Genomic DNA, 22,171 nt, shown 5'->3' with positions numbered 1-22,171 from the left:
AGGGCCTTTCAGGTACCGAGGGAGGACAGGACGTCGCGCCGCAGCGCCACGCGGGCCGGGTCGTCGTGCGCCGTACGGTCCCGGGGGCTGGGCACGTCGCGTACGGCGGTCAGGCGGCCGGAGCCGAGCAGGGCGACGCGGTCGCCGAGGAACAGGGCCTCGTCCACGTCGTGGGTGACGAAGACGACGGTCGCGCCCGTGCCGTGCAGCACCTCCACCAGCACGTCCTGCATGCCCGCGCGGGTCTGGGCGTCCAGCGCGCCGAACGGCTCGTCCATCAGCACGGCGCGGGGACGGCCGGCCAGGGCGCGGGCCAGCTGGGCGCGCTGGCGCTGGCCGCCGGAGACGCGGTGCGGCAACTGCCGGATCTGCGCGGCGAGTCCGACGCGCTCCAGCCAGGACGTCGCCTGTTGCCGGCGTTCGGTACGCGCCAGGCCCCGGATCGCGAGGGGTAGTTCGACGTTGGCGCGCAGGGTGCGCCAGGGCAGGAGGGCGTCCTCCTGGAAGACCAGGGCACGGTCCGCCCCCGGCCCGTCGATCGGGTGCCCGTCCTGCTCGGCCGCCCCGGCCAGCGGGGGCAGCAGCCCGGCCAGGGTGCGCAGCAGCGTCGACTTGCCGCAGCCCGACGGGCCGACCACGGTGAGGACCTCGCCGGGGGAGACGTCGACGTCCACGCCGGTCAGTGCGGGGGAGTCCGGGCGGCCGAGGGTGGCGTCGCGGAGGGCGAGCCGGGCGCCGCGCGGGGACGACGTCCGCGCGCGGGTCTTCGGGCGGGTCTCAGTCTCGGACGAGGTGCTCATCGCGTGCCTCCTCGGCTTCGGGCCCGGTGCGTACGGCGGGGACGGGGGCGGGGGACGTGGTCGCGGTCGTCCGGGCGGCCTTCGGGCGTGCGGTGCCGGGGACGTACGACGTGCGCGGCAGCCAGCGGGTCAGGCGGCGGCCCAGCAGTTCCACGGCCGTGGAGGTGACCCAGCCGAGCACCCCGATGGTGACCATGCCGACGAACACGCCCGGGTAGTCGACGACGGTGTAGTCCTGCCAGGTGCGGTAACCGACGCCGTACTGGCCGGAGATCATCTCGGCGGAGATCACACAGATCCACGAGACGCCGATGCCGACCGACAGGCCGCCGAAGACGCCGGGCAGCGCGCCCGGAAGGACCACCGAGCCGAGGACCCGCCGACGGCCGCCGCCCATGGTGCGGACCGCCTCCTCCCACACAGGGGCCAGCGCACGGACCGCGTGCCGGGTGGAGACCAGGACGGGGAAGAAGGCAGCGGTGCAGGTGATGAAGACGATGCCCTGCTCGTTGGAGGGGAACAGGAGGATCGCCACGGGCACGAGAGCGATGGCCGGGATCGGGCGGATCACTTCCAGCACCGGGCCGAGCAGGTCCTCGGCGAGCCGCGAGCGCGCCACGAGCACGCCGGTGGCCACGCCCAGGACGGCGGCGAGCAGGAAACCGGTGAGGATGCGGGTGAGGCTGTCGGTGAGGTCCGTCCAGTAGTCGGGCCCGGACAGCCGGTCGGCGAAGGCACGGCCCACGTCCGTGACGGTGGGGAACTGCGAGAAGCGCAGCCACAGGTCGACGTCCCGGCTGGTCAGCAGTTGCCAGAGGCCGAGGGCGAGGGCCAGGGAGGCGACGCGCAGCGCGTACCGGGTCACGACGCACGCTCCAGCGCCTCGGCGTACGTGACGACGCGGGCGCCGCCGTGCCCGGCGACGTACGCCCGCGCGGTCGCCGGTGCGACGAAGGGCAGCAGCTCGTCGCCGTCGGCCACCCACACCGCCCGGTCGGCGAACCACAGGGTGCCGGTGGTGGCGTCGGGGACGTAGGCGGCCCGGACGGTGTCGCGGTGCTCGGCCACGTGCCGCAGCAGCGCGGTGGGCGAGGTGAAGCGGAGGGTCTCGCGCGCGCCCTCGGGCCAGACCTCGCCGGCCGGAGGCGGCGGTGTGGAGGAGAGACGTTCGGCGTACGCCGTCGGTCCGAGCGCCTTCTTCACGTACCGGTCGTCGACGAAGGCGTCCACGTCCACGTCGCCGGTCAGTTTCGCGGCCTTCAGGATCGCCACGTCCTGCTTCAGGGCCGAGACGAGCTGCGGCTTGATCGCCGGGTCGAAGGTGGCGATGCCCTGGGCGCCGTTGTAGAGGTAGACGGCCTCGGCGGGCAGGCCCGTGGCCTTCGCGACCTTCTCGGCGGCTGCCACCGGGTGGTCGTCCAGGTACTCGGTCGCCTGCGTCTGGGCCTTCAGGAACGCCTCCAGCACCGCCGGGCGCTTCTTCGCGAAGTCCTCGCGGGCCGTGACGCCGTGAAAGGTGGGCAGGTTCAGCTGCGCGCCGTCGTACAGGGCCTCGGCCTTGCCCTGGTGGGCGAGCAGGCCGGGCCAGGCGACGAACTGCGACAGGGCGTCCGCGCTGCCCGCGGCGAGCGCCGAAGCGCCCACGGCCGGCTGCTGGTTGAGCTTCTCGATGTCCTTACCGGGGTCGAGTCCGGCGCGCTGCAGGGCGCGTACGAGGGTGCCGTCGGCGGCCGAGCCGACGCTCGTCGAGACCTTCTTGCCCTTGAGGTCCTTCAGGGAGCTGAGCGAGGAGCCGGGTGCGGTGACGATGGTGTTGAGGCCGCCGCGGAGGTTGTAGCCGGTGACCGAGACGAGGCGGGTCGGGCGGTTGAGCTGCTTGCCACGGGCTGCGTTGATGAGCAGCGGGAAGTCGCCCATCGAGCCGATGTCGATCTTCCCGGCGGTCATCTGGGCAGTGATGGGGGCGCCGGTCGCGTAGTCCTGCCAGTTCACCTTGTAGGTGACGCCGTCGCCCAGGGAGTTCAGCTGTTTCTCGAAGTAGCCGAGGGAGCGCAGCAGGGTGCCGGCCGTGACCGTGTTGATCGTCCTGGACTGGTAGCCGACGGTCACGGTGACCGTGGAACCGTCACCGCCGGCCGACGCGTCGCCGCCGCAGGCGGTGAGGGGAAGGAGCAGGGCGGTGACGGCTGCCGTCGCGGGGATCGCGGAGCGTTGGGGTTTCATGGGAGTTCGGGCCTCTCACCGGAGCAGGTAGGGCATGTTGACCGTGACGGCCCCGGTGGGGCAGCGGGCGGCGCACGGGCCGCAGTACCAGCACTCGTCGACGTGCATGTACGCCTTGCCGTTGCTCTCGTCGATGGCGAGGGAGTCCAGCGGGCACATGTCCACGCAGAGGGTGCAGCCTTCGATGCACTTCGACTCGTCGATGGTCACGGGCACGTCGGCCCGCTGGGGCGCCAAGGGCATGGCTGTCTCCAGGAAGGTGCGCGGGAGAGGTGGTGGGCGAGGCGTTCAGAGTGACCGGCGCAGCAGGCCGCTCATCGCGATGCGGTCGCCGCGGAAGCGGATGAACTCGAGGTCCACGGGGCGGCCGTCCGCGAGGTGGGTCAGCCGTTCCAGCATGAGGACCGCCGCGCCGCGCGGGGCCTCGAGCACCGCGGCGGAATGCGCGTCCGCGGTGACCGCCTCCAGGGTGATCTCGGCGTGCCCGAGGGACCGGCCGGTGACGGACTCCAGGAGGCGGAAGACGTCGGTGTTCTCCAGGTCGGCGCCGAGCAGGGCGGAGCCGATGTCGAGAGGGAGGTAGGTGAGGTCGAGTGAGAGGGGGATGGCGTTGAGGCGGCGCAGGCGTTCGATGTAGAGGACGTCGGAAGCGGGCGCGACCTGGAGGCGCTCGGCGACCGGGGCGGGTGCCGGGACCGGGCCCATGGTGCGGACCTCGTTGGTGACCCGGCCGTGTTCGTGGAGGGTTTCCGCGAGGCCCATCAGCCGGTCGAGCCCGTGAGGGTACTTGCGGGCCACGACCACGGTGCCGACGCCGGGCTGGCGCGCCACGAGCCCTTCGGCGCGGAGCAGGTCCAGTGCCTCGCGGACGGTGTTGCGGGAGGCACCGTAGTCGGTGGCCAGGGCGTCCTCGTGGGGCAGTGTGCCGTCGGGGTAGGCGTCGGTGAGCAGTTGGCGGCGGAGCAGATCGGCGAGTTGCCGGGCCCGGTCGGCGCGCAGCCGACGCCGCGTGCGGTGGGCGGCGACGGTGGTCGCGCCCTGACCGGCGTGGTCCCGGATGCGGTCGGTGGGTGGCATGGCCGGAACCATACCTATCCGGTCGGGTTGGTGGTGTTGCTGGATTGTTGCGCCACTGCGGGCTCCGTCAGGGGCACCGTTGAGCTGCGGTTTCTCTGGGACGAGGGCGAGATCTGCCACCGGTGCCGCCCGGTTGCCGTGGGGTGGGAGCGGGGTGGACGCAACCGGCGCGGCGTGGGTCCGCGCCGGGTGGCTCCGCTGCTCACGACAAGGCCGTCAGGCCCGGCGCGAAGGTGATCAGCACGGGGATCAGGGGCACCAGGGCGGCCGTCGCCGTGGTCAGGGCTCGGTGGCGGCGGTCCAGGCGCGGCTGGGGTTCCAGGAGGCGGTCGACGCGTTCGCCGAGGAGGCGGTGGCTGGAGGCGCAGGACAGGACGCCGCGGTGCTGGTTCAGCTCGATCAGGGCCAGGGCGGTGGTCAGGTGCCCGCAGCGGCGGGAGGCGGTGTCGTCGGCGGCGAGTTCGACCAGGCGGTGGGTCTGGTCGCAGAAGTGGGCGAAGAGCGGGATGCGCGGGAAGCCGGTCGCCAGGGCGGTGGACAGGTGCAGCAGCCAGTCGTGGCGGGCGCGGGCGTGGCCGCGCTCATGGGTGAGGACGGCGTCGAGCTGGTGGTCGGTGAGCCGGTGCAGGGCACCGGTGGTGACGATCAGCTGGGGCGGGCTGCCGGGCATCCACCAGGCGTCCGGGTACTCGTCCTCCAGCACCAGCAGGGGACCGCGGGCGGCGGGCAGCCCGGCGGGCAGGTCGGGGGCACGTTCGCGCAGGTGGGCGCGGGCCTGGGCGTGGCGTCGGCGGGCCTCGACGAGCTCGCGGGCGAGCATGGCGGTCGTCCAGGCGGCGCCGCAGGCCAGCAGCAGGGTCACGGCGGCTGCCCAGGCCGGGCCCGCGGAGAGGTCGTACGCCGCCGTCACCGCCGGCGGCGCCGGGGCGAAGAGCTGGGCGCGGACGGTGCCGAACACGGCGGCGGCGCCCAGGGCGAGGGCCGTCAGACAGCAGAGCAGGACGGTGGCGACCAGGCACTGCCACACCCACAGCGCGACCACGGGATCCCGCTCCGGCCACGCGGACCGGGTGAGGGCGCGCGGCACCGGCACGGCGGCGGTGACGGCGACGACGAACAGCAGGAGCAGGCAGACGGTCATGCCACGGGCTCCGGATCCTGGTCGGAAAGGCGGCTCTGGCTGTGGTGGTGCGGTGGTTCGGCGATGGTGCGGCTCTGGCTCGTGCGGGAGGGCAGGCGTGCCGAGCGCGCACCGCCCGTCGCCAGTATGACGGTGACGGGCGTCGCGAGTCAGGTGCCGAGGACCATCGGATCCGGGCGCGCGTGGGTCAGCCGGCGACCACCCGCCCGGTCACCTCGCCCAGCCCCACCCGGGTGCCGTCCGGCCCCGGCGCCCAGGCGGACATGGTCACCACGTCGCCGTCCTCCAGGAACGTCCGCTTGCCGTCGGGGAGTTCCAGCGGGTCGCGCCCGTTCCAGGTCAGTTCCAGCAGGGACCCGCGCTGCCGCTCGGCCGGTCCGCTCACCGTTCCCGAGCCGTACAGGTCGCCGGTGCGCAGCGAGGCCCCGTTGACGGTCATGTGGGCCAGCTGCTGGGCGGCCGTCCAGTACATCGTGGAGAAGGGCGGCTCGGAGACCGTGTGGCCGTTGATGGCGACGGAGATCCGCAGGTCGTAACCGCCGGGTTCCTCGTCCGCGTCGTCCAGGTACGGCAGCAGTTCGTGCGTCCGCTCCGGCGGGGCCACCCGCGCCTCCTCCAGCGCGTCCAGGGGCGTGATCCAGGCCGACACCGACGTGGCGAAGGACTTGCCGAGGAACGGGCCGAGGGGGACGTACTCCCAGGCCTGGACGTCCCGCGCGGACCAGTCGTTGAGCAGGCACAGCCCGAAGACGTGGTCGCGGAAGTCGCCGAGCGCGACCGGCTTGCCGAGGTTGGACGGCGTGCCCACCACGAAGCCGACCTCGGCCTCGATGTCGAGCCGGACGGACGGGCCGAAGACGGGAACGGGGTCGGCCGGTGCCTTGCGCTGCCCCGACGGCCGTACGACGTCCGTGCCCGAGACGACGACCGTGCCGGAGCGGCCGTGGTAGCCGATCGGGAGGTGCTTCCAGTTCGGGGTGAGGGAGTCCGCGGCGTCGGGGCGGAAGATCTGGCCCACGTTCCGGGCGTGGTTCTCGGAGGCGTAGAAGTCGACGTAGTCCGCGACCTCGAAGGGCAGGTGCAGGGTCACCGACGACAGCGGGTGGAAGAGGGGTTCGAGGGTTTCCCGGTGGGACGGGACCGTGACCCAGGCCGTCAGCGCGCGCCGTACGTCCGACCAGGTGGTGCGGCCGGCCGCCAGCAGCGGGTTCAGAGTCGGGCGCGCGAGCAGGGAGGCGTACGGCGATCCGAGCGCGTGGGCCGCCGCGCCGGCGTCGAGGACGTGGTCGCCGAGCCGGACGCCCACCGTCCGCTCCCGCGTGCCGGGGATCGAGAACACGCCGTACGGAAGGTTGTGCGGGCCGAAGGGGTCGCCCTCGGGGACATCGAAGGGGGGCATCGGGTGCTGCCTCGCTTTCGTGCTCGCCGTGCGCCACGTGATCCGTGGCCGCGCCACACGTTACGGGTGACGTGGCGGTCTTGTGCAGAGCGCAGGGAGGTGGCGGCGCGCTGCGGGTGGTGTTTTCGACGGGGCGGGCCGGCGTGCGCGGAGTGACCCGGGGGACGGTACGGAGGGAGGGGAAAGTGGCCGGTGGGACGGCTCGCCGACCGTCGGGGGACGAGCCGGGGCGTGGCGCTCCGCTTCCGTTTGTGTGCGGGAAGTTGTCCACAGGCCGGAACGCAATCTTGACGGAGCGGTGCGAACGGGGCGACTCTGGGCGGGTGCCGGAAGGCCTCGGGGAGGGGGCGTTCCCATGGCACATCAGGGGGGCGGATGGCCACAGGGGAGGCCGGTCCGGGTCAGGCGCGGTCGACTTCGCAGCCGAGAGAGCGGCTCGAAGAGACCATGCGCAGCCGACTCGGCCGGGAAAGCGTGTACGTACCGTCGTGCCGTTTCGGGCTCTACGCGGCACTGCGTCACTGGTGCCCGCCGGGCGGCCGGGTGCTCATGTCGCCGGTCAACGACGACGTCATCTTCTTCGTCGTGCTCGCGGCCGGGCTGCGGCCCGTGCAGGCGCCGCTGAACCCGGCGGACGCGTCCATCGACGTCGATGCCGTGCCCGAGGAGGTGTGGGGCTCGCTGTCCGCCGTGCTGACGACCAATCTGTACGGCAACCCGGACTCGGCGCCCGAACTGCGGGCCCGCTGTGACGCGTTGGGCATCCCGCTGTTCGAGGACGCGGCGCACGCCATCGGCAGCGAGGTGGGCGGACGCCCCGTCGGTGCCTGGGGCGACGCCTCCGTTTTCAGCCTGTCCAAACACGTCGGCGCCAAGGCCGGAGGGATCCTCTCGGTCGCCGACGCGGGGCTGCGGGAAGCGCTGGAGAAGACCTGCGACGACCTGCTGCTGCCGCGCCGGACGACGGCCGAAGTCGCCTATGCCGTACGGCCGTACGCCGAGGCAGCCGTGCGCGGGCTGCGGCTGCGGCGGGCCGCCTGGGCCACGATGCGGATGCTGGGCCTGATGGAGCGCGAGGAGATCCGGATGCCGCTGCGTCCGGAGGAGCTGGCCCGCGCGGTCGCCTCGGCCCCGGACCTCGGGGCGCACGACCCCTGGGTCCGCGTCGACATGCACGACTACCGCCTCCGGTCCGGCCGGTTCCGGCTCACGCGCATCGGCCGGAAGCTCGACCGGTTGGACGACGTGCTGGCGCGGTGCCGGGCGGGCACGGAACTGCTTCTGTCGACACCCTGGGCGGGACCCGCCGGGCGGACGGGACGGGGTGCCGGGCCGTCGGGCAGAGCCCAGCCCCTGTTCCGGGTGCCGCTGTTCGTGGCTGACCGGGACGCGGCGACGGCAGCGCTGGCCCGGCGGGGCGTCGTCGTCGGCTACCTCTACGACCCGCCTCTGGACGACTACGCGGGCGCGGACTTCACCGACCCGTCGCCCTCGCCCGAGGGGGCGCGCTGGTTCGCGCGGCACGCGCTGCCCGTCGATCCGCTGCGCGCCCGTACGGTCGTGGAGGCGCTGGAGGAGTCCGGGGCGCGGCCGGCGGAGGCACCGGAAGGGCTGGGTCCGTTCGGTGGCTGAGACTCGGGTGCACGAAGCCGCCGAGGCACCGGCGGACGGCGACTCGAAGCTGCCCGACAGCGGGCGGGGCGCCGACTCGCTGTTCAAGAACGCCTACTTCCTCATGCTCAGCACCGGCGTCTCCGCCGTGCTCGGCCTGGGCTTCTGGCTCGTGGCCGCCCGCTACTACTCGGAGGAGGCCGTCGGCCAGGGATCCGCCGCGATCGCCGCGATGCGGCTGCTCGCCAGCATCACGGCGACCACGATGATCGGCGCCGTCGTCCGCTTCGTGCCGCGCGCCGGCCGCGCGACCGGGCCGCTGGTGTGGCGTACGTACGCGGCCAGTTCGGTGGTCGTCGCCCTGGCCGCCGTGGTCTTCCTGCTCACCCTCGACCTGTGGGGGGCGTCGTACGCGCCGCTCGGCACCCTGGAGGCGGGGACGCTGTTCGTCGCCGCCTGCGTGGCCTGGGCTCTGCTCACCCTCCAGGACGGGGTGCTGACCGGGCTGCGCAAGGCCGAGTGGGTGCCGGCCGGGAACGCGGTGTTCTCGGTCGGGAAGCTGATCCTGCTGGCCGTCTTCGCCTCGGCGCTGCCGGTGCTCGGCATCTTCGTGTCCTGGGCCGTGGCCATCGCCTTCTCCACCCTGCCGCTCGGCTGGCTGATCTTCCGCAGGCTCATTCCGCGCCAGGCAGCCGCCGACCGCGACGTGGAGCCGCCCAAGGTCCGGGAGATGGGCCGCTTCCTCGCCGGGGACTCACTGGGCGCGCTGTTCAGCCTGGCGATGATCAACCTGCTGCCGGTGATGGTCGCGGTCCGCTTCAGCGCAGCGGAGAACGGCTACTTCTACGTGGCCTACACCGTCGGCGGCACCATGGAGTTCATGGCCATCAACATGGCCTCCTCCCTCACCGCCCACGCCTCGCACGACCCCCGCCGCCTCGCCGACGGCGTCCGCGGCGCGCTGCGCCGCATGACGCTGCTGCTGGTGCCGGTGGTGCTGGTGCTGGTCGTCTTCGCCCCGCAGATCCTCGCGCCCTTCGACGCGGACTACGCCGAGCACGGCTCCACGGTGCTGCGGCTCCTCGCCATCGGGGCGCTGCCGAGGATCGTCGTCGAGCTGTACATCGGCGTGCTGCGCGTCCAGGGGCGTACCGGCGTGCTCGCCGCCGTGCAGGGCGCCATGTGCACCCTCGTACTCGGCAGCGCGGCCGTGCTGTTCACCCCGGCCGGGATCGCGGGCGCGGGCTGGGCGGTGCTGCTGAGCATGACGGTGGTCGCCGTCGGCTGCGTCCCCGGCCTGCGTGCCGCCCTGCGCGGCATCGACGCCTCCGGCGGCACCGGGCGGCGCGGCGACCGGGACCCGGCTTCCGGCAGCCCCGCCTACGGCACGCGCTGGGCACGGCTGAACGCCACCGCCGGGTACGGCACGGGCTGGGCGCGCCGGGCGGCCTACGAGGAGCGCGGCCAGTCCGACGCGGCGCAGCGGGAGGACACGGTCACGCTGTTCATCGGGCGTCCCGGATACGAACGGGAGGCCCTGGAGGCGGACGCCCTCGCGGTCATCGTCCGGCCCCAGCAGCCCGGTTCCGGGGCGGAGGCCGGCCCGGGGGCACAGGCCGGTGCCGACGCGCGGGACGAAACCGACGCGCGGGACGAGGCCGAGGCCGGCGGCGCGGACGGCGGCGGATACGGACGGCACGGGCCGTACGACACGTACGAGCGCGATGAGGCGTCGGGGCAGGGCGACCCGCACGAGACCCAGGAGAGGCGGATCCGGTTCGTCCTGTGGGGGCTGCTCGGTGTCGCCACCGTGGTCTTCTGGGCGGCGCTGAGCGAACTGCCGTGGCTGAGCGGGGCGTCGGGATCCACGGCCGAACTCACCGGACGGGAGCTGCTGGACGGCCTGCCGCTGCCCGCGCTTCTCGCGGGGGCCGCACTGCTCGTGGTGTTCGTGGCCTCGGTGACACTGTGCACCCGGCCCGACCCGTGGCTCCCCGGTGCCGCGCTGGGAGCCGCCGTACTCGCCCTGTACGCGGCGCCCGTCGCGCTGGGCCGGGAACCGCGGCCGGTCGATGGGGCGTTGTATGCGGAGACGGCCGGCTTTCTCGCGGAGGCAGTGGGGCTCGACGGGCCAGGGCCACTGCTGCGCTGGGCGCCGCTCGTCCTGCAGTTGCTGTGTCTCGTACCGCTGTGGCTGCTGCTCGCGCACGTGGGCGGGCGGCTGCCGTGGACGGGACGCTGGGGGGTTCTGTATCTCGCCGCGGTGGGGGGCTGGGTCTGGCGGCAGGCGCTCGCGCCGGTCGCGCCGCCTCTCCTCCTGCTGCTCGTCCTCGTCGTCCTGCTCCTGTCACCGCGCCGCCCGGCGTTTCCGGCGGAGCCCCCGCAACGCACCAGATCGAACGGCAGATCCAGGGACTGATCAAGCACAGAGCCGAACCGCCAGGGGGGAACCGTCGTGCGTCCGCCAGCAACTCCACGGGAGAGATCCGCACCAGAGCCCGTGCCCGGGCAGGAAACCCCGGACGTGCCGGCCTCCGACACGCCGGAAACGCCGGCCGAGCCGGAAGCGCCGGGCGAGTCCGGGGCCCAGCGTGCACCGGGAACCGAAGCCGCCTCCGACACCCGCTCGGGGCGTGAGCCGGAGTCCGATCACGAGCAGGCGGCCGACGCCGCCGCCCGGCTGGACGCGGCTCCCCGCGCCTCGCAGGAGTCCGCCGCGGGGACCTCGGAAGAGGCGTCCCCCCGCCCACCGCGCGACGCGGCCGCCCGGCCCACGGGCGAGGCGTCCCTGAGGCCGAGCGGCGAGGCCTCCCTGCGTCCACCCGAGAAGGCATCCCTGCAGTCCGCCGACGAGCCTTCCCTCCTCTCCGAGGAGGAGTCCGTCCTGGTGCCCGCGCGGGAGCCTGCCGTCCGGCCCGGTGAGGAAGCGGCCGTCCGGCCCGGTCAGGACGTGGCCGTCCGGTCCCCGCGTCCGTCCCGCGCCTCGCGCACCCCGAGCCGGCCGGGCGCCTCGGGCACCCGTCCCCCTACCCAGGAGTCACCCGGCTCCGCCGCCGAGCCGCCCGTGACGGATCTCTCCGACCTTTCCCCTGCTGCCTGGCCCGGGCGCGCTGCCGCCGCCTGGCCGGCCCTGCCCCTGCTCGCCGCGCTCGCCCTGTGGGTCTACGCGATGCGGCACACCGACGTGTCCGCCCTGGACGACTACGGACTCGTCACCGCGCTGCATCCCACCTTCTGGGCCGGCCTCGTCGTGCTCACCACGGGCTTCTGGTTCACGGTCCGCAACCCGCGGCGCGGCAACGGCTGGTCGCTGGCGTACGTCCTGGGCCTGCTGGTGATGGAGCGGGCCACCCAGGCCGTGCTGTACCCGACCCCGCTGTACGCCTGGGCGTGGAAGCACGACGCGGTCATCGACCACCTGCTGACGGCCGGCGGACTCCAGACCGAGGACCAGCTCGGCGACATGGCCGTGTACGACCAGTGGCCCGGCTTCTTCGCCGCCCAGGCCGCGCTGGTGCGGTTGCTCGGCGTGGACAACACCGCGATGTACATGGCGTGGTGGCCGCTGGTCTCCAGCCTGATGCTGCTGCTCCCGCTGCTGCTGATCTACCGCACCTTCACCCAGGACCGGCGGCTGATCTGGACCGCCGTATGGCTGTTCTTCGTCGCCAACTGGGTGGGCCAGGACTACTTCTCGCCCCAGTCCGTCGCCTTCGCCCTGCACGTGGGCGTCCTGGCGGTCGTGCTGCGCCGGTACGGCCGTTCCGGCGGGCGGCGCGGGCGGCAGGGGCAGGCCATGTGGACGGTGCTGATCACCGTGCTGGTCACCGCCATCGTCGTCTCGCACCAGCTGACGCCCGGCATGCTGGTCGTCTCGCTGCTGGCGCTGTGCCTCACGCGCCGCTACCGCGACTGGGTCCCGACGGTCACGACGGTCGTGATCTTCCTGGCCTGGTGCCTGACGGCCGCGCTGCCCTTCCTGTCCGCCGCGATGCCGGACATGATCCGCTCCGTCGGTGACGTGGGCGCCAACGTCGAGACCGGTTACGGGGCCACCCCGACCGGCGCCGGAGCGGTGGCGACGTCCTGGGCCGCCCGGCTGCTGTCGGGTTCGGTGCTGCTGCTGGCGCTGGTGGGCGTACTGCGCCAGCGGGTGCTCAGGCACCGGGCGCTGCCGCTGCTGCTGATCGCGGCGGCCCCGCTGCCGATGTTCGTGGCGAGCAGCTACGGCAGCGAGATGATCTTCCGGGTGCTGATGTTCATGCTGCCCGGCGCGGCCTTCTTCGCCGCCGCCGCGCTGCTGCCCAAGGTGCGTACGCTGGCCGCCGACGCCGCCGCGCGCGAGAGGGGCGGGCGGGAGCCCGCCGGCACCGCCGGGCGCCGCGGGTTCCCGCTGCCCCGGCTGCGGTACGGTGCGTGGGTGCCGCTGCTCGCGCTGCTCACGGGGACGCTCGCGTTCGTGCCGAGCTACTCCGGCAAGGACCGGATCAACTACTTCCCACCCCGGGAAGTGGCCCTCGTCCAGCAGCTCTTCGACCAGGCGCCCGACGGCTCCCTCGTGGTCGCCGCGAACCGCAACTATCCGCTCGCCTACGACTCGTACTGGCGCGTCGACCACTACTGGTTCCTCGACGACGACCGGCGCCACGTCGACGAGATCGTGCGCAACCCGGCCACCACGCTCGCCCGCGACATGGCCGCCGTGGAGCGGCCGGCCCGGGCCTACTTCCTGCTCACCCAGGGGCAGGTGGCGAACTCGGAGATGAACGGCCAGCTCGACCAGGCCCAGCTGAGACGCATCCGCGAGTCCGTCGCTGGATCGCCGCGCTTCGAGCGCGTGGCGGAGAACAGCGCCGGCGTGCTCTACGTCCTGAAAACGGCGAGCTGAGAAGGGGAGCGAGGCACAGCCATGACACCTCAGGACCTTGTGATCCGCATGCTGCCCCCGTTCGGCGGCTGGCTGGCGCTCGCCGCGCTCGCCCTGCCCGGCGGCTCCCCGCTGCGCGGCGCGGCGGTCGCCGTCTTCCTGGCCGCCGGTCCGGGCGCCGCCCTGGTCAGGATCTGCGGCCCCGCGCTGCGGTCGCGGCGGGCCGAAGGCCCCGTCGAGAGCCGGGACGCGGACTTCGAACGCCACTCCGACCAACTGGAACGGCTGATGCTGGCCGTCTTCCTGAGCGTGAGCGCCGCAATGCTCGTCTCGACCGTGCTGATCGCCGCGCACGCCTTCAGCGGGGAGCGCGTGCTGCTGACGCTCACGCTGCTGACCACGCTCGCCGCGTTCTGCCCGCGCCTGCGCGCTTCCCCGGCGCCGAGGACGGCGCCGGGGGCGGCGCCGAGGACACGGAAGGGTTCCACTCTGTGAGGTTCGCCCGTCCCGATCGCCGTAGCCGGTTTCGATCCGGCCCGTTCCGCAGTACCTCAGCCGACTCGTCGACGACCGGACAGCACCGCAGACCGAAGGTCCCGAACCGGCGCCGCCGCCTGCTCGTCACATCCGCCACGGCCACCTGCGCGGTCCTGCTGGCCGTGCTCGCCCTGCGCGACGCCTCAGGGCCGAACGGCGCGAGCGGATCGGCCGCCGACGCCAAGTGCCGGCCGACCGCGCTCCTCGAACCGCCCTGCGGTGCCTGGTTCGGTGCCTTCGTGCCGCACGACAAGGCGAACCTCGCGGAGAAGGTCCACGGCTACGAGAAGAACGTGGGCCGCAAGCTCGACATCGTGTACACGTACCACGACATGTCCGCGGTCGAGGGCACCCGTCTGGAGGGCCAGCTGCTGACCGAACAGGAGCAGCGCGTCGGCGAGGACCGCATGCTGCTGCTGTCCTGGGAGAGCAAGTGGTGGGGCGGCACGAAGAAACAGCAGCCCACCTGGAAGCAGATCGCCGACGGAGACCTGGACGCCTCCGTGATCGACGTCCAGGCGCAGCGCGTGAAGGAGTACGGGGAGCGCACCGGGAAGAAGGTGTTCCTCTCCTTCGACCTGGAGATGGACACCCGCACGCCCGAGGCCGGCACCCCCGCGGAGTACGTCCGGGCCTACCGGCACATCCACGACCGCTTCCGCGAGCTGGGCGTGGACAACGTCGTGTGGACCTGGATCATCACCGGTTACCTCGACCACGCCGACCTGTTCGAGCGGATGTATCCCGGGGACGAGTACGTCGACTGGATCGGCTACAACCAGTACAACTACTACCGCTGCCACAAGGCGGACTGGCTGTCCTTCGCCCAGACCCAGACCGCCACGCACGAGTGGATCCGCACGCATCTGTCCGACGACAAGCCGCTGATGCTCTCGGAGTTCGGCAGCGCCTCCGACGCGAACCGGCCGGACCGGCAGGCGGACTGGTACGCGCAGGTGCCCCGGGTGCTCAAGGGACTGGAGGGGGTCAAGGCCGCCCTCCAGTGGAACTACCGTGACCCGGGGCCGCACTGCAATCTGGCGGTGGCCAACGACCAGGCGTGGGCCAGCCTGCGCAAGGTGGCCGCCGACCCCTATCTCAACCAGCCGCTGAAGTGACCGGAGCCGGTCACCCGGCGAATTCGGGCCCCCGGAGCATGGCACGGCCCCGCCGGTACCACCGCCACGCGACGGTCTTCGGTCCGTCGCGGTAGGGGGCGATCCGGGCGCCCTCTCCGGCCAGCCAGGCCCGGACGTCGGCGACCGTGTGGCTCCGCCGCACGATGAGCCGGGCGATGCGGTACCGCTCGTCGCGGTCCGAGCTGAGCGCGTGCCGCACGGCCGTCGCCGTCTCGTACCCGGCGCGGGCCGACAGCGACCGCACCTTGGCGCTGTTGTAGCCGTGCGGGTAGGCGAGATGGCGGACCGGGTGGCCGAGGGCGTCCTCCAGGACGGCCTTGGAGTCGCGCAGTTCGTACGCCAGGTCCCTGGCGGACAGGGTGTCCAGCTGGGCGTGGGTGACGGTGTGGCTGCCGATCTCCATGCCGGCGCTCTCCAGGTCGGCCGCCCGGGCCAGGGTCATCATCGGGGCGGGCGGCAGCAGACTGCGGCCGCCCGGGGCGATGGCACCGGTGGTGAGGTAGGCGGTGGCCGGCATCCCCCGCCCGGCCAGGGTCTCGGCCGTGGGACCCGGCAGGTCGGCGAAGCCGTCGTCGAAGGTGAGCAGCACCGGCCTGGCCGGCAGGGGCGCCCGTCCCGCGAGGTGGTCGGCGAGGGCGCTGATCGTGACGGGCGTCAGGCCGCTGTCGGCGATCGCGTCCAGATGCGCGGCGAACTCCTTGGGCGTGACGGTGAACTCGGCGATCCAGGAGGGCGGATCGTCCATCACGGCGTGATAGAGGAACACGGGAATGTGCCCCCGCCCCACCGAGACACCTCCGGCCCTCCCGCCTGCGGCCTCGGCGTCCTCGGTTGTCGTGCCGCTGCCTCGGGAGACCTTGGCCTTCGCGTCTCCGGCCTCGGCGTCCTCGGTTGTCGTGCCGCTGCCTCGGGAGACCTTGGCCTTCGCGTCTCCGGCCTCGGCGTCCTCGGTTGTCGTGCGGCTGCCTCCGGGGACCCTGGCCTTCCCGCCTCGCGCCTTCGTGTTTCCCGCCGAGGCGGCTCGGACCGGCGTGCTCGCCGTTTTCGGGTTGCCCGCCGAGGCGGCCCGGGCCTTGGTGCTTCCCGCTTCCGGGTCCCCGGTCCTCGCGCCGCGTGGGGTGGTGCCTCCGGTCGTCGGGTCCCCCGCTCTCGCGCCCTCTCCCGTCCCGGCCTCTCTAGTGCCCTCGCTCATCGTGCCTCCAGTCCGACCTTGCGCAGCGCCCGGCGGGCGCGCAGGTAGCCGACGGGGCCGTACAGCATGCCCCGGCGTTGCAGGCGTGACAGGCGTCGCGGCCAGGGGTGCGTGCGGGCGTCGTGCTCGCCCGGTACGCCCGCCGCGGCGTCCCCCTCGCCGGTGTCCCGGACGGCGGTCAGCGCACGCGCGTGCGCCAGGCCGCGCGGCAGCCGGGCGAGGAACGCCGGGAACAGCGCGGGGCGGTTGACCAGGATCGCCGTGAGGTAGGCGGTGAGGCCCGCGCCGTAGCCGTACGCCTGGGTCTCCAGGTCCCGCCACGTCTCCCGGTGGTGGTGCCACACCAGGGCCCGCGGGGTGTACCGCAGCCGGTGCCCCTGGGCGAGGACGCGGACGAAGCCGTAGAGGTCGTCGCCGCCCCGCGCCCGCGTGCCCGCGCCGGTGGCCGGGTCGAAGCCGTCGACGGCACGCAGCGCCGCCGTACGGAAGGCCATGTTGGCGCCGGAGCCGAACCGCCCGGCGGTGAAGGGGAACAGCGGCTCGTCGGCGGGCGGGTGCTCCGGGTCGTACGTCCGAGGTGTGAAGCCCTTGGCGAAGCCGCCGTGGCTCTCCAGCAGCACCTGCGCCGGGGTGCGCAGCCGCGCGGGCAGGATCAGGCCGGTGGCGCAGCCCAGACGCGGGTCCGCGGCGAACGGCGCCGTCAGTTCGGTGAGCCAGCGCGGATCGGCGACCACGTCGTCGTCGGTGAAGGCGACCACTTCCCCCTGGACGGCCGTGAGCCCCCGGTTGTGCGCGATCGCGAGCCCGGGGACCGGTTCGCACACGTACCGCACGCGCTCGCCGTACTTCCGCTCGACCAGCTCCCGGGTCTCCTGCGTGACCGGCGCGTTGTCGACGACCACGATCTCGAAGTCCGGGTGGTCCTGCGCCAGCAGGGAGTCGAGCGCGCGGGCGAGCTGATCGGCGCGTTCCCGGGTGGCGACGACGACACTGGCGGACGGCGGCTCGGGCAGCGGCTCCGGCGGCGCCCCCCGGGGCAGCTCCCGGGCGAGCCCGGCCAGCACCTCCGTGGCGTCCGCGCCCTCCGGTACGTGCCCGAGCACGGTGCCGACGGGCAGGCCCTCCCTCCTGACCAGGGCGAACACCGGCCCGGACGTCACCGGTGCGCTGCCCGGCCCCGGTCTGAGGACCACCTCCCCCTCGCTGAGATCCAGCTCGGCGACCTGCACCGGATCGATGCTCAGAAACCGCTCGATCTCCTGCCGTGTCTCCTGCCGCGCACGTGCTGTACGGGACATGCGCCCGCCCCCCTCACTTGTCGCACCTGAGCCATGAAAGGCCCGTCATGACAGACCCGTCACGAACGGCGCAGTCGGGCCGCGCCCCTCAGCGTCCGTGCCGCCACCGATGCCAGCCGCGGCCGTTGGCGCACGAAGCTGTGCGCGCGGCGGGCCGGCTCGCGGCTCAGCCAGTGCAGCGCCGCGCCCGCCCCCGGACGCGTCACCGCCCCCTCGTAAACGGGCAGTTCGCCGGTCTTCAGCGAGTCCTTGTACTCGGCCGCGCCCCGCCCCATGTCGAGCATGCCGATGCCCTCGGCCGCGGCGGCCTCGGCCATCCGCAGATGCAGCACCAGCCCCGGGGAGTACTTCGCGAAGTCCGGGTCGTACGCAGGGAACCAGCAGGCCAGGACCGTCGTCGAGCGCAGCCCGAAGTGGGCGGCGATCGGCCGGCCGCCGGCGTACAGCACGGACAGCGTGCCCGTGCACTCCTGCGCCCGGGTCTCGGCGAGCCGGCCGACGAGCCGGGTGATCCACTCCTGCGCGAACCGGTCCCGGCGCCCGGTCCTGCGGTACTGCGCCGACTTCCACTCCATGAGCGTGCGCAGCGCCGCCGGGTCGCGTTCGTCGAACACGAACCGCACGTCCCCGACCTGGCGGCCGAGCTTGCGCTCCTTGGCGAGGGTGGTCTTCAGGAACTTCGGCGACTGGGCGCGCAGGACGCTCTCGTAGGCCTCGTACCCCTTCTCCACGTCGATGACGTAGGTGGTGTGCTCCTCGGCGGCGTACGGCACGAACAGCCCCTGCTCGGCCTCCAGGTTGTCGAAGGCGAAGCTCGACAGCGAACAGGCCCGCAGCAGCGCACGGGTGTCCGGCGCGAGGCCCTGGCGCAGCACCGCGCCCTGGCAGTCCGAGACCCCGAGCCCGATGGCGCGCCCCTGGCCCAGCGGTCCGCGTTCGTGCGGCAGGAAACCGGCCGCCTCGCGCCCGTCGTACAGGACCGCCACCCGCGCCCGCGGCCGTACTCGGCCCACGACGTCGGTGAACTCCGGTTCCATGAACGGATTGCGCGGCGTTCCCGACTTGGCGCGCAGCTCCCGCCAGTGCTCCCGTTCCCCCTCGCCCAGTTCCTCCGGCATCAGCACACGGATACGTCCGCTGTTCAACCCGACCCCCCGATCAAGTCCCCCTGAACAGAAGGAAGGTACCCCCGGGGCCGTCCGGAGGGTAGGTAGCGGAGCATGTTGTTGCCAACCGGTGCACAGGGCTTTAACTGCCTTTAGCCGATGATGAGTCAGCTTTCGGACACGTAGGCCCCGTGCGTGTGGCTTCCGCGGGTGAGTCGGACGGTCGCCGTGTCCGTATTCTCTGATCATGCACCGCACCGCGTACTCACTCGTCGCCACCGACCTCGACGGAACGTTGCTCCGCGGGGACGACACCGTCTCCGACCGGTCGCTGGCCGCGCTCGCACGGGTGGCTGAGGCAGGTGCGCGGCACCTGGTGGTGACGGGGCGGCCGGCGCCGCGGGTGCGGCCGCTGCTCGACGGGCTCGGCTGCACGGGACTCGCCGTGTGCGGGCAGGGAGCGCAGGTGTACGACGCCGGCGCCGACCGGCTGCTGTGGTCGGTCACCCTCGACCGGGAGTTGGCGGAGACCGCGCTCGGCAAGATCGAGGCCGAGGTGGGCGAGGTGTACGCCGCGGTCGACCAGGACGGCGTCGACGGGCTGACGCTCATCGAGCCGGGGTACCTGATGCCCCACCCGACCCTGCCCGCCGTGCGGGTGGGGAGGCGCGGGGAACTGTGGAGCGAGCCCATCAGCAAGGTGCTGCTGCGCCACCCCGACCTGACGGACGACGAGTTGGCGGCGACCGCGCGCGCGGTGGTCGGTTCCCTCGCGACGGTCACGATGTCGGGGCCGGGGACCGTCGAGCTCCAGCCGTGCGGCATCACCAAGGCGACCGGTCTGGCGCTGGCCGCCGAGCACCTGGGGCTGAGCCCGGGGCAGGCGATCGCCTTCGGGGACATGCCCAACGACATCCCCATGTTCCACTGGGCCGCCCGTGGCGTCGCCATGGCCAACGCCCATCACGAGCTCAAGGCGGTGGCCGACGAGGTCACCCTGTCGAACGAGGACGACGGCATCGCCGTCGTCCTCGAGCGACTGTTCGGCGGGGACTAGGGCCCGCCTTGTTCCTCAGGCTCAGTACGCCCCGAAGACGTTGTCGATGGAGCCGTACCGGTCGGCCGCGTAGTTGCAGGCCGCGGTGATGTTGGCGACCGGGTCGTACGGGTCCCAGGAGGTGCCCGCCACGTGGTACGCCCGGAAGGTCGGGTCGATCACCTGGAGCAGGCCCTTGGACGGGGTGCCCTTGCGGGCGTTGATGTCCCAGTTGTTGATGGCGAGCGGGTTGCCCGACGACTCCCGCATGATGTTGCGGTGAATGCCGTGGTACGTCCCGGGGATGCCGTTCTGCTTCAGGATGGCGAGCGACTCGCGGATCCAGCCGTCGAGGTTGTCCGGGTACGTCGCCGCCTTCGCGACCGTGGTGGCGGTCGTCGGGGCGGCCGGGGTGGCGGCGGAGGCGCTGGTCGCGCCGATGAGCGGCAGGGCGAGCACGGCTGCGCCGGTGCCGGCCACAGTGAGCTTGCGGGCGAGGCGGGCGGTTCGGGTGGAGCGCTGCTGACCGTTCGCAGACATGTGGGTTCCTCTCCTACGCCTGCGAGGTGAGCTGTCGGGTTCGGGCGGGGAGGTGCCCGGCCGTGCCCTGACGGGCACGGCTTCACCCCAAGCCGCTCCGGTGTGGTGCCCGGTGCGGCGACTTACCTGGGTCCCCCGCTCCTGCCCGCGAGTTTGTCGAGTGGATGACTGTTGTCTAGGCGGTGGCAGGATTCGGCGTCCGCCTGACAGGCCGGGAACGTATGCGAGAGCACATGTCCGGAACAAGTGCAGGAATCACCCAACACGCATGTTGACCTTGGTCTGGGGCGTTTGGGGTACTTGATCCTTTGCGGTTGCCAAGGCTCAACTGGCCTTTGAGGCAAAGGGGTGGCGGTCTGTGGGGCGGCTGTGTGGCGTGGGGTCGGCGGGGTGGCCGGAGTGACCCAACTCACTTGCGTCAACAAGGGCGGCAAATCGGGCATTAGGGCTAACTAGGTGCCAACCGGCCCTGGGTTGGGTGCCGGTGGCGTGCCGGTGTCTCCGCGGTCGCCGCCGGCGGTCCCGGCCGACGGCCGGTCGGCGGTGTCGCTCGGTGTTCCGCCGGCCGGTGTCCCCCGGTGCCGCCCGGTGTCCGGCCGGTGCCGCCCGGTGTTCCGTCGCGCGGCGGGGGCACCCGTTCGGGAGGGGGAAGCGCGGGAGGAGTGGGTGCCGCGCGCGGGTGACGTTCTCGGGGTGCGGGGCGTTGGGAGGAGTGGTGGGATCTTGGGTGGCGGTTCCCGGCGTGCCGCGCTCCGTGCGCACTCCGTGCTGCATCCAGTGGCGCGTCCCGCGTCGTGTCCTCCTGGCGATGTCGATCAATATCTGCTCATATCACCTGATCAAAAACATACCGTGCATGATCCGATACCGACCGGCCTGTAACGGTGGGCGCTATCGGTGATCGAAACGTGACCGGATACGCTGACTTGAGTGGTGGCAGCGACCTATCGACAAACCGTGTAACCGCCAGTAGACACCAGCAGACAGGAGACCCCTCGTGACCGTCGTCGGGCCGTTCGGGCTGAGCGTGCGGGACCAGGCTCTGGAAGCCGATGTCCAGGCCGGATTGGCGGCTGTCGAGGAAGGGTTGCTTGAGGCAACCAAGAGCGAGGTGCCCTTCATCACGGAAGCCGCCCAGCACCTGGTGCGGGCGGGCGGCAAGAGGTTCCGGCCGCTGCTCGTGATGCTCGCGGCGCAGTTCGGCGACCCGTACGCCCCCGGCATCGTGCCCTCGGCCGTCGTCGTGGAGCTGACCCACCTCGCCACGCTCTACCACGACGACGTGATGGACGAGGCCGAGGTGCGGCGCGGCGTGCCCAGCGCGAACACCCGCTGGGGCAACTCGGTCGCCGTCCTCACCGGCGACTTCCTGTTCGCCCGTGCCTCGCAGATCCTCGCCGACCTCGGGCCCGAGGCGGTCCGGGTGCAGGCACTGGCGTTCGAGCGGCTGGTCACCGGCCAGATCCTGGAGACCGCGGGGCCGCAGGACGGACGGGACCCGGTCGACCACTACCTGGACGTGCTGGGCGGCAAGACGGGATCGCTGGTGGCGGTCTCCTGCCGGTTCGGCGCGATGATGTCCGGGGCCGACGAGACGGTCGTGGACGTGCTGACCCAGTACGGCGAGCGGCTCGGCGTCGCCTTCCAGCTCGCGGACGACGTCCTGGACATCGCCTCCGACTCGCACGAGTCGGGCAAGACCCCGGGCACGGACCTGCGCGAGGGCATCGCGACCCTCCCGGTGCTGCGGCTGCGCGAGCGGGCGGCCCGGCTGGGGCTGGCCGAGGACATCGCGCTGTGCGAGCTGCTGGACTCCGACCTGAGCGACGACGACCGGCACGCCCGGGCGCTGCACGGACTGCGCGCCCACCCCGCACTGGAGCAGGCGCGACGGGACACCGTCCGCTATGCCGAGGAGGCGCGCGCGGCGCTGGCCCCGCTGCCGGAGTGCGACGCGAAGACCGCGCTGGTCGAGCTGTGCGACGCGGTGGTCCACCGGGCCGGCTGAGACGCCGGCCGGTCCCCGCCCGGCGGAGTGCGTGCCGCGCCTCGGTCCCCGGCCGGCGGAGTGCGTGCCGCGCCTCGGTCCCCGGCCGGCGGAGTGCGTGCCGCGCCTCGGTCCCCGCCCGGCGGAGTGCGTGCCGCGCCTCGGTCCCCGCCCGGCGGAGTGCGTGCCGCGCCTCGGTCCCCGCCCGGCGGAGTGCG

Annotated in this window: 18 protein-coding genes and 1 riboswitch; of the genes, 7 read left to right on the top strand and 11 right to left on the bottom strand. The window is 73.0% G+C overall.

What is annotated here, in order from left to right:
- Nucleotides 1–8 precede the first annotated feature (8 nt).
- The 7 genes from IE260_RS26495 to fahA form a co-directional block, all read right to left on the bottom strand.
- A complete protein-coding gene (locus IE260_RS26495; protein WP_189876105.1) occupies nt 9–800 on the bottom strand; it encodes an ABC transporter ATP-binding protein in 792 nt (263 codons plus the stop codon).
- Nucleotides 778–1,665 (bottom strand): ABC transporter permease, encoded by an 888-nt coding sequence (locus tag IE260_RS26490; RefSeq protein ID WP_189876103.1) that lies wholly within the window; start codon nt 1,663–1,665, stop codon nt 778–780. The genes IE260_RS26495 and IE260_RS26490 overlap by 23 nt, the downstream gene beginning before the upstream one ends.
- Nucleotides 1,662–3,023 carry an ABC transporter substrate-binding protein gene (locus IE260_RS26485; protein WP_189876101.1) on the bottom strand — a complete coding sequence of 454 codons (1,362 nt, stop codon included), beginning with the start codon at nt 3,021–3,023 and terminating at the stop codon, nt 1,662–1,664. Before IE260_RS26485 ends, IE260_RS26490 begins: the two co-directional genes overlap by 4 nt.
- Nucleotides 3,024–3,038: 15 nt before the next feature.
- Nucleotides 3,039–3,266: a 4Fe-4S dicluster domain-containing protein gene (locus IE260_RS26480; protein WP_189876099.1), complete on the bottom strand. Its 228-nt coding sequence runs from the start codon at nt 3,264–3,266 to the stop codon at nt 3,039–3,041.
- A 45-nt stretch (nt 3,267–3,311) separates the two neighbouring features.
- Nucleotides 3,312–4,100, bottom strand: a complete 789-nt coding sequence (locus tag IE260_RS26475; protein ID WP_189876097.1) for a GntR family transcriptional regulator — start codon at nt 4,098–4,100, stop codon at nt 3,312–3,314.
- A gap of 202 nt (nt 4,101–4,302) precedes the next feature.
- Nucleotides 4,303–5,241: a M56 family metallopeptidase gene (locus IE260_RS26470; protein WP_189876095.1), complete on the bottom strand. Its 939-nt coding sequence runs from the start codon at nt 5,239–5,241 to the stop codon at nt 4,303–4,305.
- Between the two features lie 187 nt (nt 5,242–5,428).
- Entirely contained in the window at nt 5,429–6,640 is a 1,212-nt protein-coding gene (fahA, locus tag IE260_RS26465; protein ID WP_189876093.1) for a fumarylacetoacetase, read from the bottom strand.
- Nucleotides 6,641–7,015: 375 nt separating this feature from the next.
- On the opposite strand from fahA, the gene IE260_RS26460 reads away from it, so the two are divergent.
- From IE260_RS26460 to IE260_RS26440, 5 genes are all read left to right on the top strand, one after another.
- Nucleotides 7,016–8,272 (top strand): DegT/DnrJ/EryC1/StrS family aminotransferase, encoded by a 1,257-nt coding sequence (locus IE260_RS26460; RefSeq protein WP_189876091.1) that lies wholly within the window; start codon nt 7,016–7,018, stop codon nt 8,270–8,272.
- Entirely contained in the window at nt 8,265–10,670 is a 2,406-nt protein-coding gene (locus tag IE260_RS26455; RefSeq protein WP_189876089.1) for a lipopolysaccharide biosynthesis protein, read from the top strand. Before IE260_RS26460 ends, IE260_RS26455 begins: the two co-directional genes overlap by 8 nt.
- Nucleotides 10,671–10,775: 105 nt before the next feature.
- Entirely contained in the window at nt 10,776–13,139 is a 2,364-nt protein-coding gene (locus IE260_RS26450) for a glycosyltransferase (RefSeq protein WP_229881282.1), read from the top strand.
- 21 nt (nt 13,140–13,160) lie between these two features.
- Nucleotides 13,161–13,613, top strand: coding sequence for a hypothetical protein (locus IE260_RS26445; protein ID WP_189876087.1), 453 nt, complete (start codon nt 13,161–13,163; stop codon nt 13,611–13,613).
- A gap of 164 nt (nt 13,614–13,777) precedes the next feature.
- Nucleotides 13,778–14,773, top strand: coding sequence for a glycosyl hydrolase (locus tag IE260_RS26440; protein ID WP_229881280.1), 996 nt, complete (start codon nt 13,778–13,780; stop codon nt 14,771–14,773).
- A 10-nt stretch (nt 14,774–14,783) separates the two neighbouring features.
- Here IE260_RS26440 and IE260_RS26435 read toward each other — a convergent pair whose 3' ends face one another.
- From IE260_RS26435 to IE260_RS26425, 3 genes are all read right to left on the bottom strand, one after another.
- A complete protein-coding gene (locus IE260_RS26435) occupies nt 14,784–15,539 on the bottom strand; it encodes a polysaccharide deacetylase family protein (protein ID WP_229881305.1) in 756 nt (251 codons plus the stop codon).
- A gap of 443 nt (nt 15,540–15,982) precedes the next feature.
- Complete coding sequence (locus IE260_RS26430; RefSeq protein ID WP_189876082.1) at nt 15,983–17,284, bottom strand: glycosyltransferase family 2 protein; 1,302 nt, start codon at nt 17,282–17,284, stop codon at nt 15,983–15,985.
- A gap of 59 nt (nt 17,285–17,343) precedes the next feature.
- A complete protein-coding gene (locus IE260_RS26425) occupies nt 17,344–18,402 on the bottom strand; it encodes a GNAT family N-acetyltransferase (RefSeq protein ID WP_189876301.1) in 1,059 nt (352 codons plus the stop codon).
- A 235-nt stretch (nt 18,403–18,637) separates the two neighbouring features.
- On the opposite strand from IE260_RS26425, the gene IE260_RS26420 reads away from it, so the two are divergent.
- The gene (locus IE260_RS26420) at nt 18,638–19,447 is read left to right on the top strand and encodes an HAD family hydrolase (RefSeq protein WP_189876081.1); all 810 of its coding nucleotides are present in this window, start codon (nt 18,638–18,640) and stop codon (nt 19,445–19,447) included.
- A gap of 21 nt (nt 19,448–19,468) precedes the next feature.
- On the opposite strand, the gene IE260_RS26415 is transcribed toward IE260_RS26420, so the two are convergent.
- Nucleotides 19,469–19,966 (bottom strand): transglycosylase SLT domain-containing protein, encoded by a 498-nt coding sequence (locus IE260_RS26415; protein WP_189876079.1) that lies wholly within the window; start codon nt 19,964–19,966, stop codon nt 19,469–19,471.
- Nucleotide 19,967: 1 nt separating this feature from the next.
- A riboswitch (cyclic di-AMP (ydaO/yuaA leader) is annotated at nt 19,968–20,135 on the bottom strand.
- A gap of 828 nt (nt 20,136–20,963) precedes the next feature.
- On the opposite strand from IE260_RS26415, the gene IE260_RS26410 reads away from it, so the two are divergent.
- The gene (locus IE260_RS26410; protein ID WP_189876077.1) at nt 20,964–21,974 is read left to right on the top strand and encodes a polyprenyl synthetase family protein; all 1,011 of its coding nucleotides are present in this window, start codon (nt 20,964–20,966) and stop codon (nt 21,972–21,974) included.
- Nucleotides 21,975–22,171 lie beyond the last annotated feature (197 nt).

Source organism: Streptomyces viridiviolaceus, assembly GCF_014650995.1.
In the GTDB taxonomy this organism is placed as follows: domain Bacteria; phylum Actinomycetota; class Actinomycetes; order Streptomycetales; family Streptomycetaceae; genus Streptomyces; species Streptomyces viridiviolaceus.
This window is presented reverse-complemented; position numbering and strand designations above follow the sequence as displayed.

Coding starts and splice junctions, on each gene's coding strand:
- IE260_RS26495 (WP_189876105.1), bottom strand. CDS start 800: ATGAGCACCTCGTCCGAGACTGAGACCCGCCCGAAGACCCGCGCGCGG.
- IE260_RS26485 (WP_189876101.1), bottom strand. CDS start 3,023: ATGAAACCCCAACGCTCCGCGATCCCCGCGACGGCAGCCGTCACCGCC.
- IE260_RS26480 (WP_189876099.1), bottom strand. CDS start 3,266: ATGCCCTTGGCGCCCCAGCGGGCCGACGTGCCCGTGACCATCGACGAG.
- IE260_RS26475 (WP_189876097.1), bottom strand. CDS start 4,100: ATGCCACCCACCGACCGCATCCGGGACCACGCCGGTCAGGGCGCGACC.
- IE260_RS26470 (WP_189876095.1), bottom strand. CDS start 5,241: ATGACCGTCTGCCTGCTCCTGCTGTTCGTCGTCGCCGTCACCGCCGCC.
- fahA (WP_189876093.1), bottom strand. CDS start 6,640: ATGCCCCCCTTCGATGTCCCCGAGGGCGACCCCTTCGGCCCGCACAAC.
- IE260_RS26460 (WP_189876091.1), top strand. CDS start 7,016: ATGGCCACAGGGGAGGCCGGTCCGGGTCAGGCGCGGTCGACTTCGCAG.
- IE260_RS26445 (WP_189876087.1), top strand. CDS start 13,161: ATGACACCTCAGGACCTTGTGATCCGCATGCTGCCCCCGTTCGGCGGC.
- IE260_RS26435 (WP_229881305.1), bottom strand. CDS start 15,539: ATGGACGATCCGCCCTCCTGGATCGCCGAGTTCACCGTCACGCCCAAG.
- IE260_RS26430 (WP_189876082.1), bottom strand. CDS start 17,284: ATGTCCCGTACAGCACGTGCGCGGCAGGAGACACGGCAGGAGATCGAG.
- IE260_RS26425 (WP_189876301.1), bottom strand. CDS start 18,402: ATGCCGGAGGAACTGGGCGAGGGGGAACGGGAGCACTGGCGGGAGCTG.
- IE260_RS26420 (WP_189876081.1), top strand. CDS start 18,638: ATGCACCGCACCGCGTACTCACTCGTCGCCACCGACCTCGACGGAACG.
- IE260_RS26415 (WP_189876079.1), bottom strand. CDS start 19,966: ATGTCTGCGAACGGTCAGCAGCGCTCCACCCGAACCGCCCGCCTCGCC.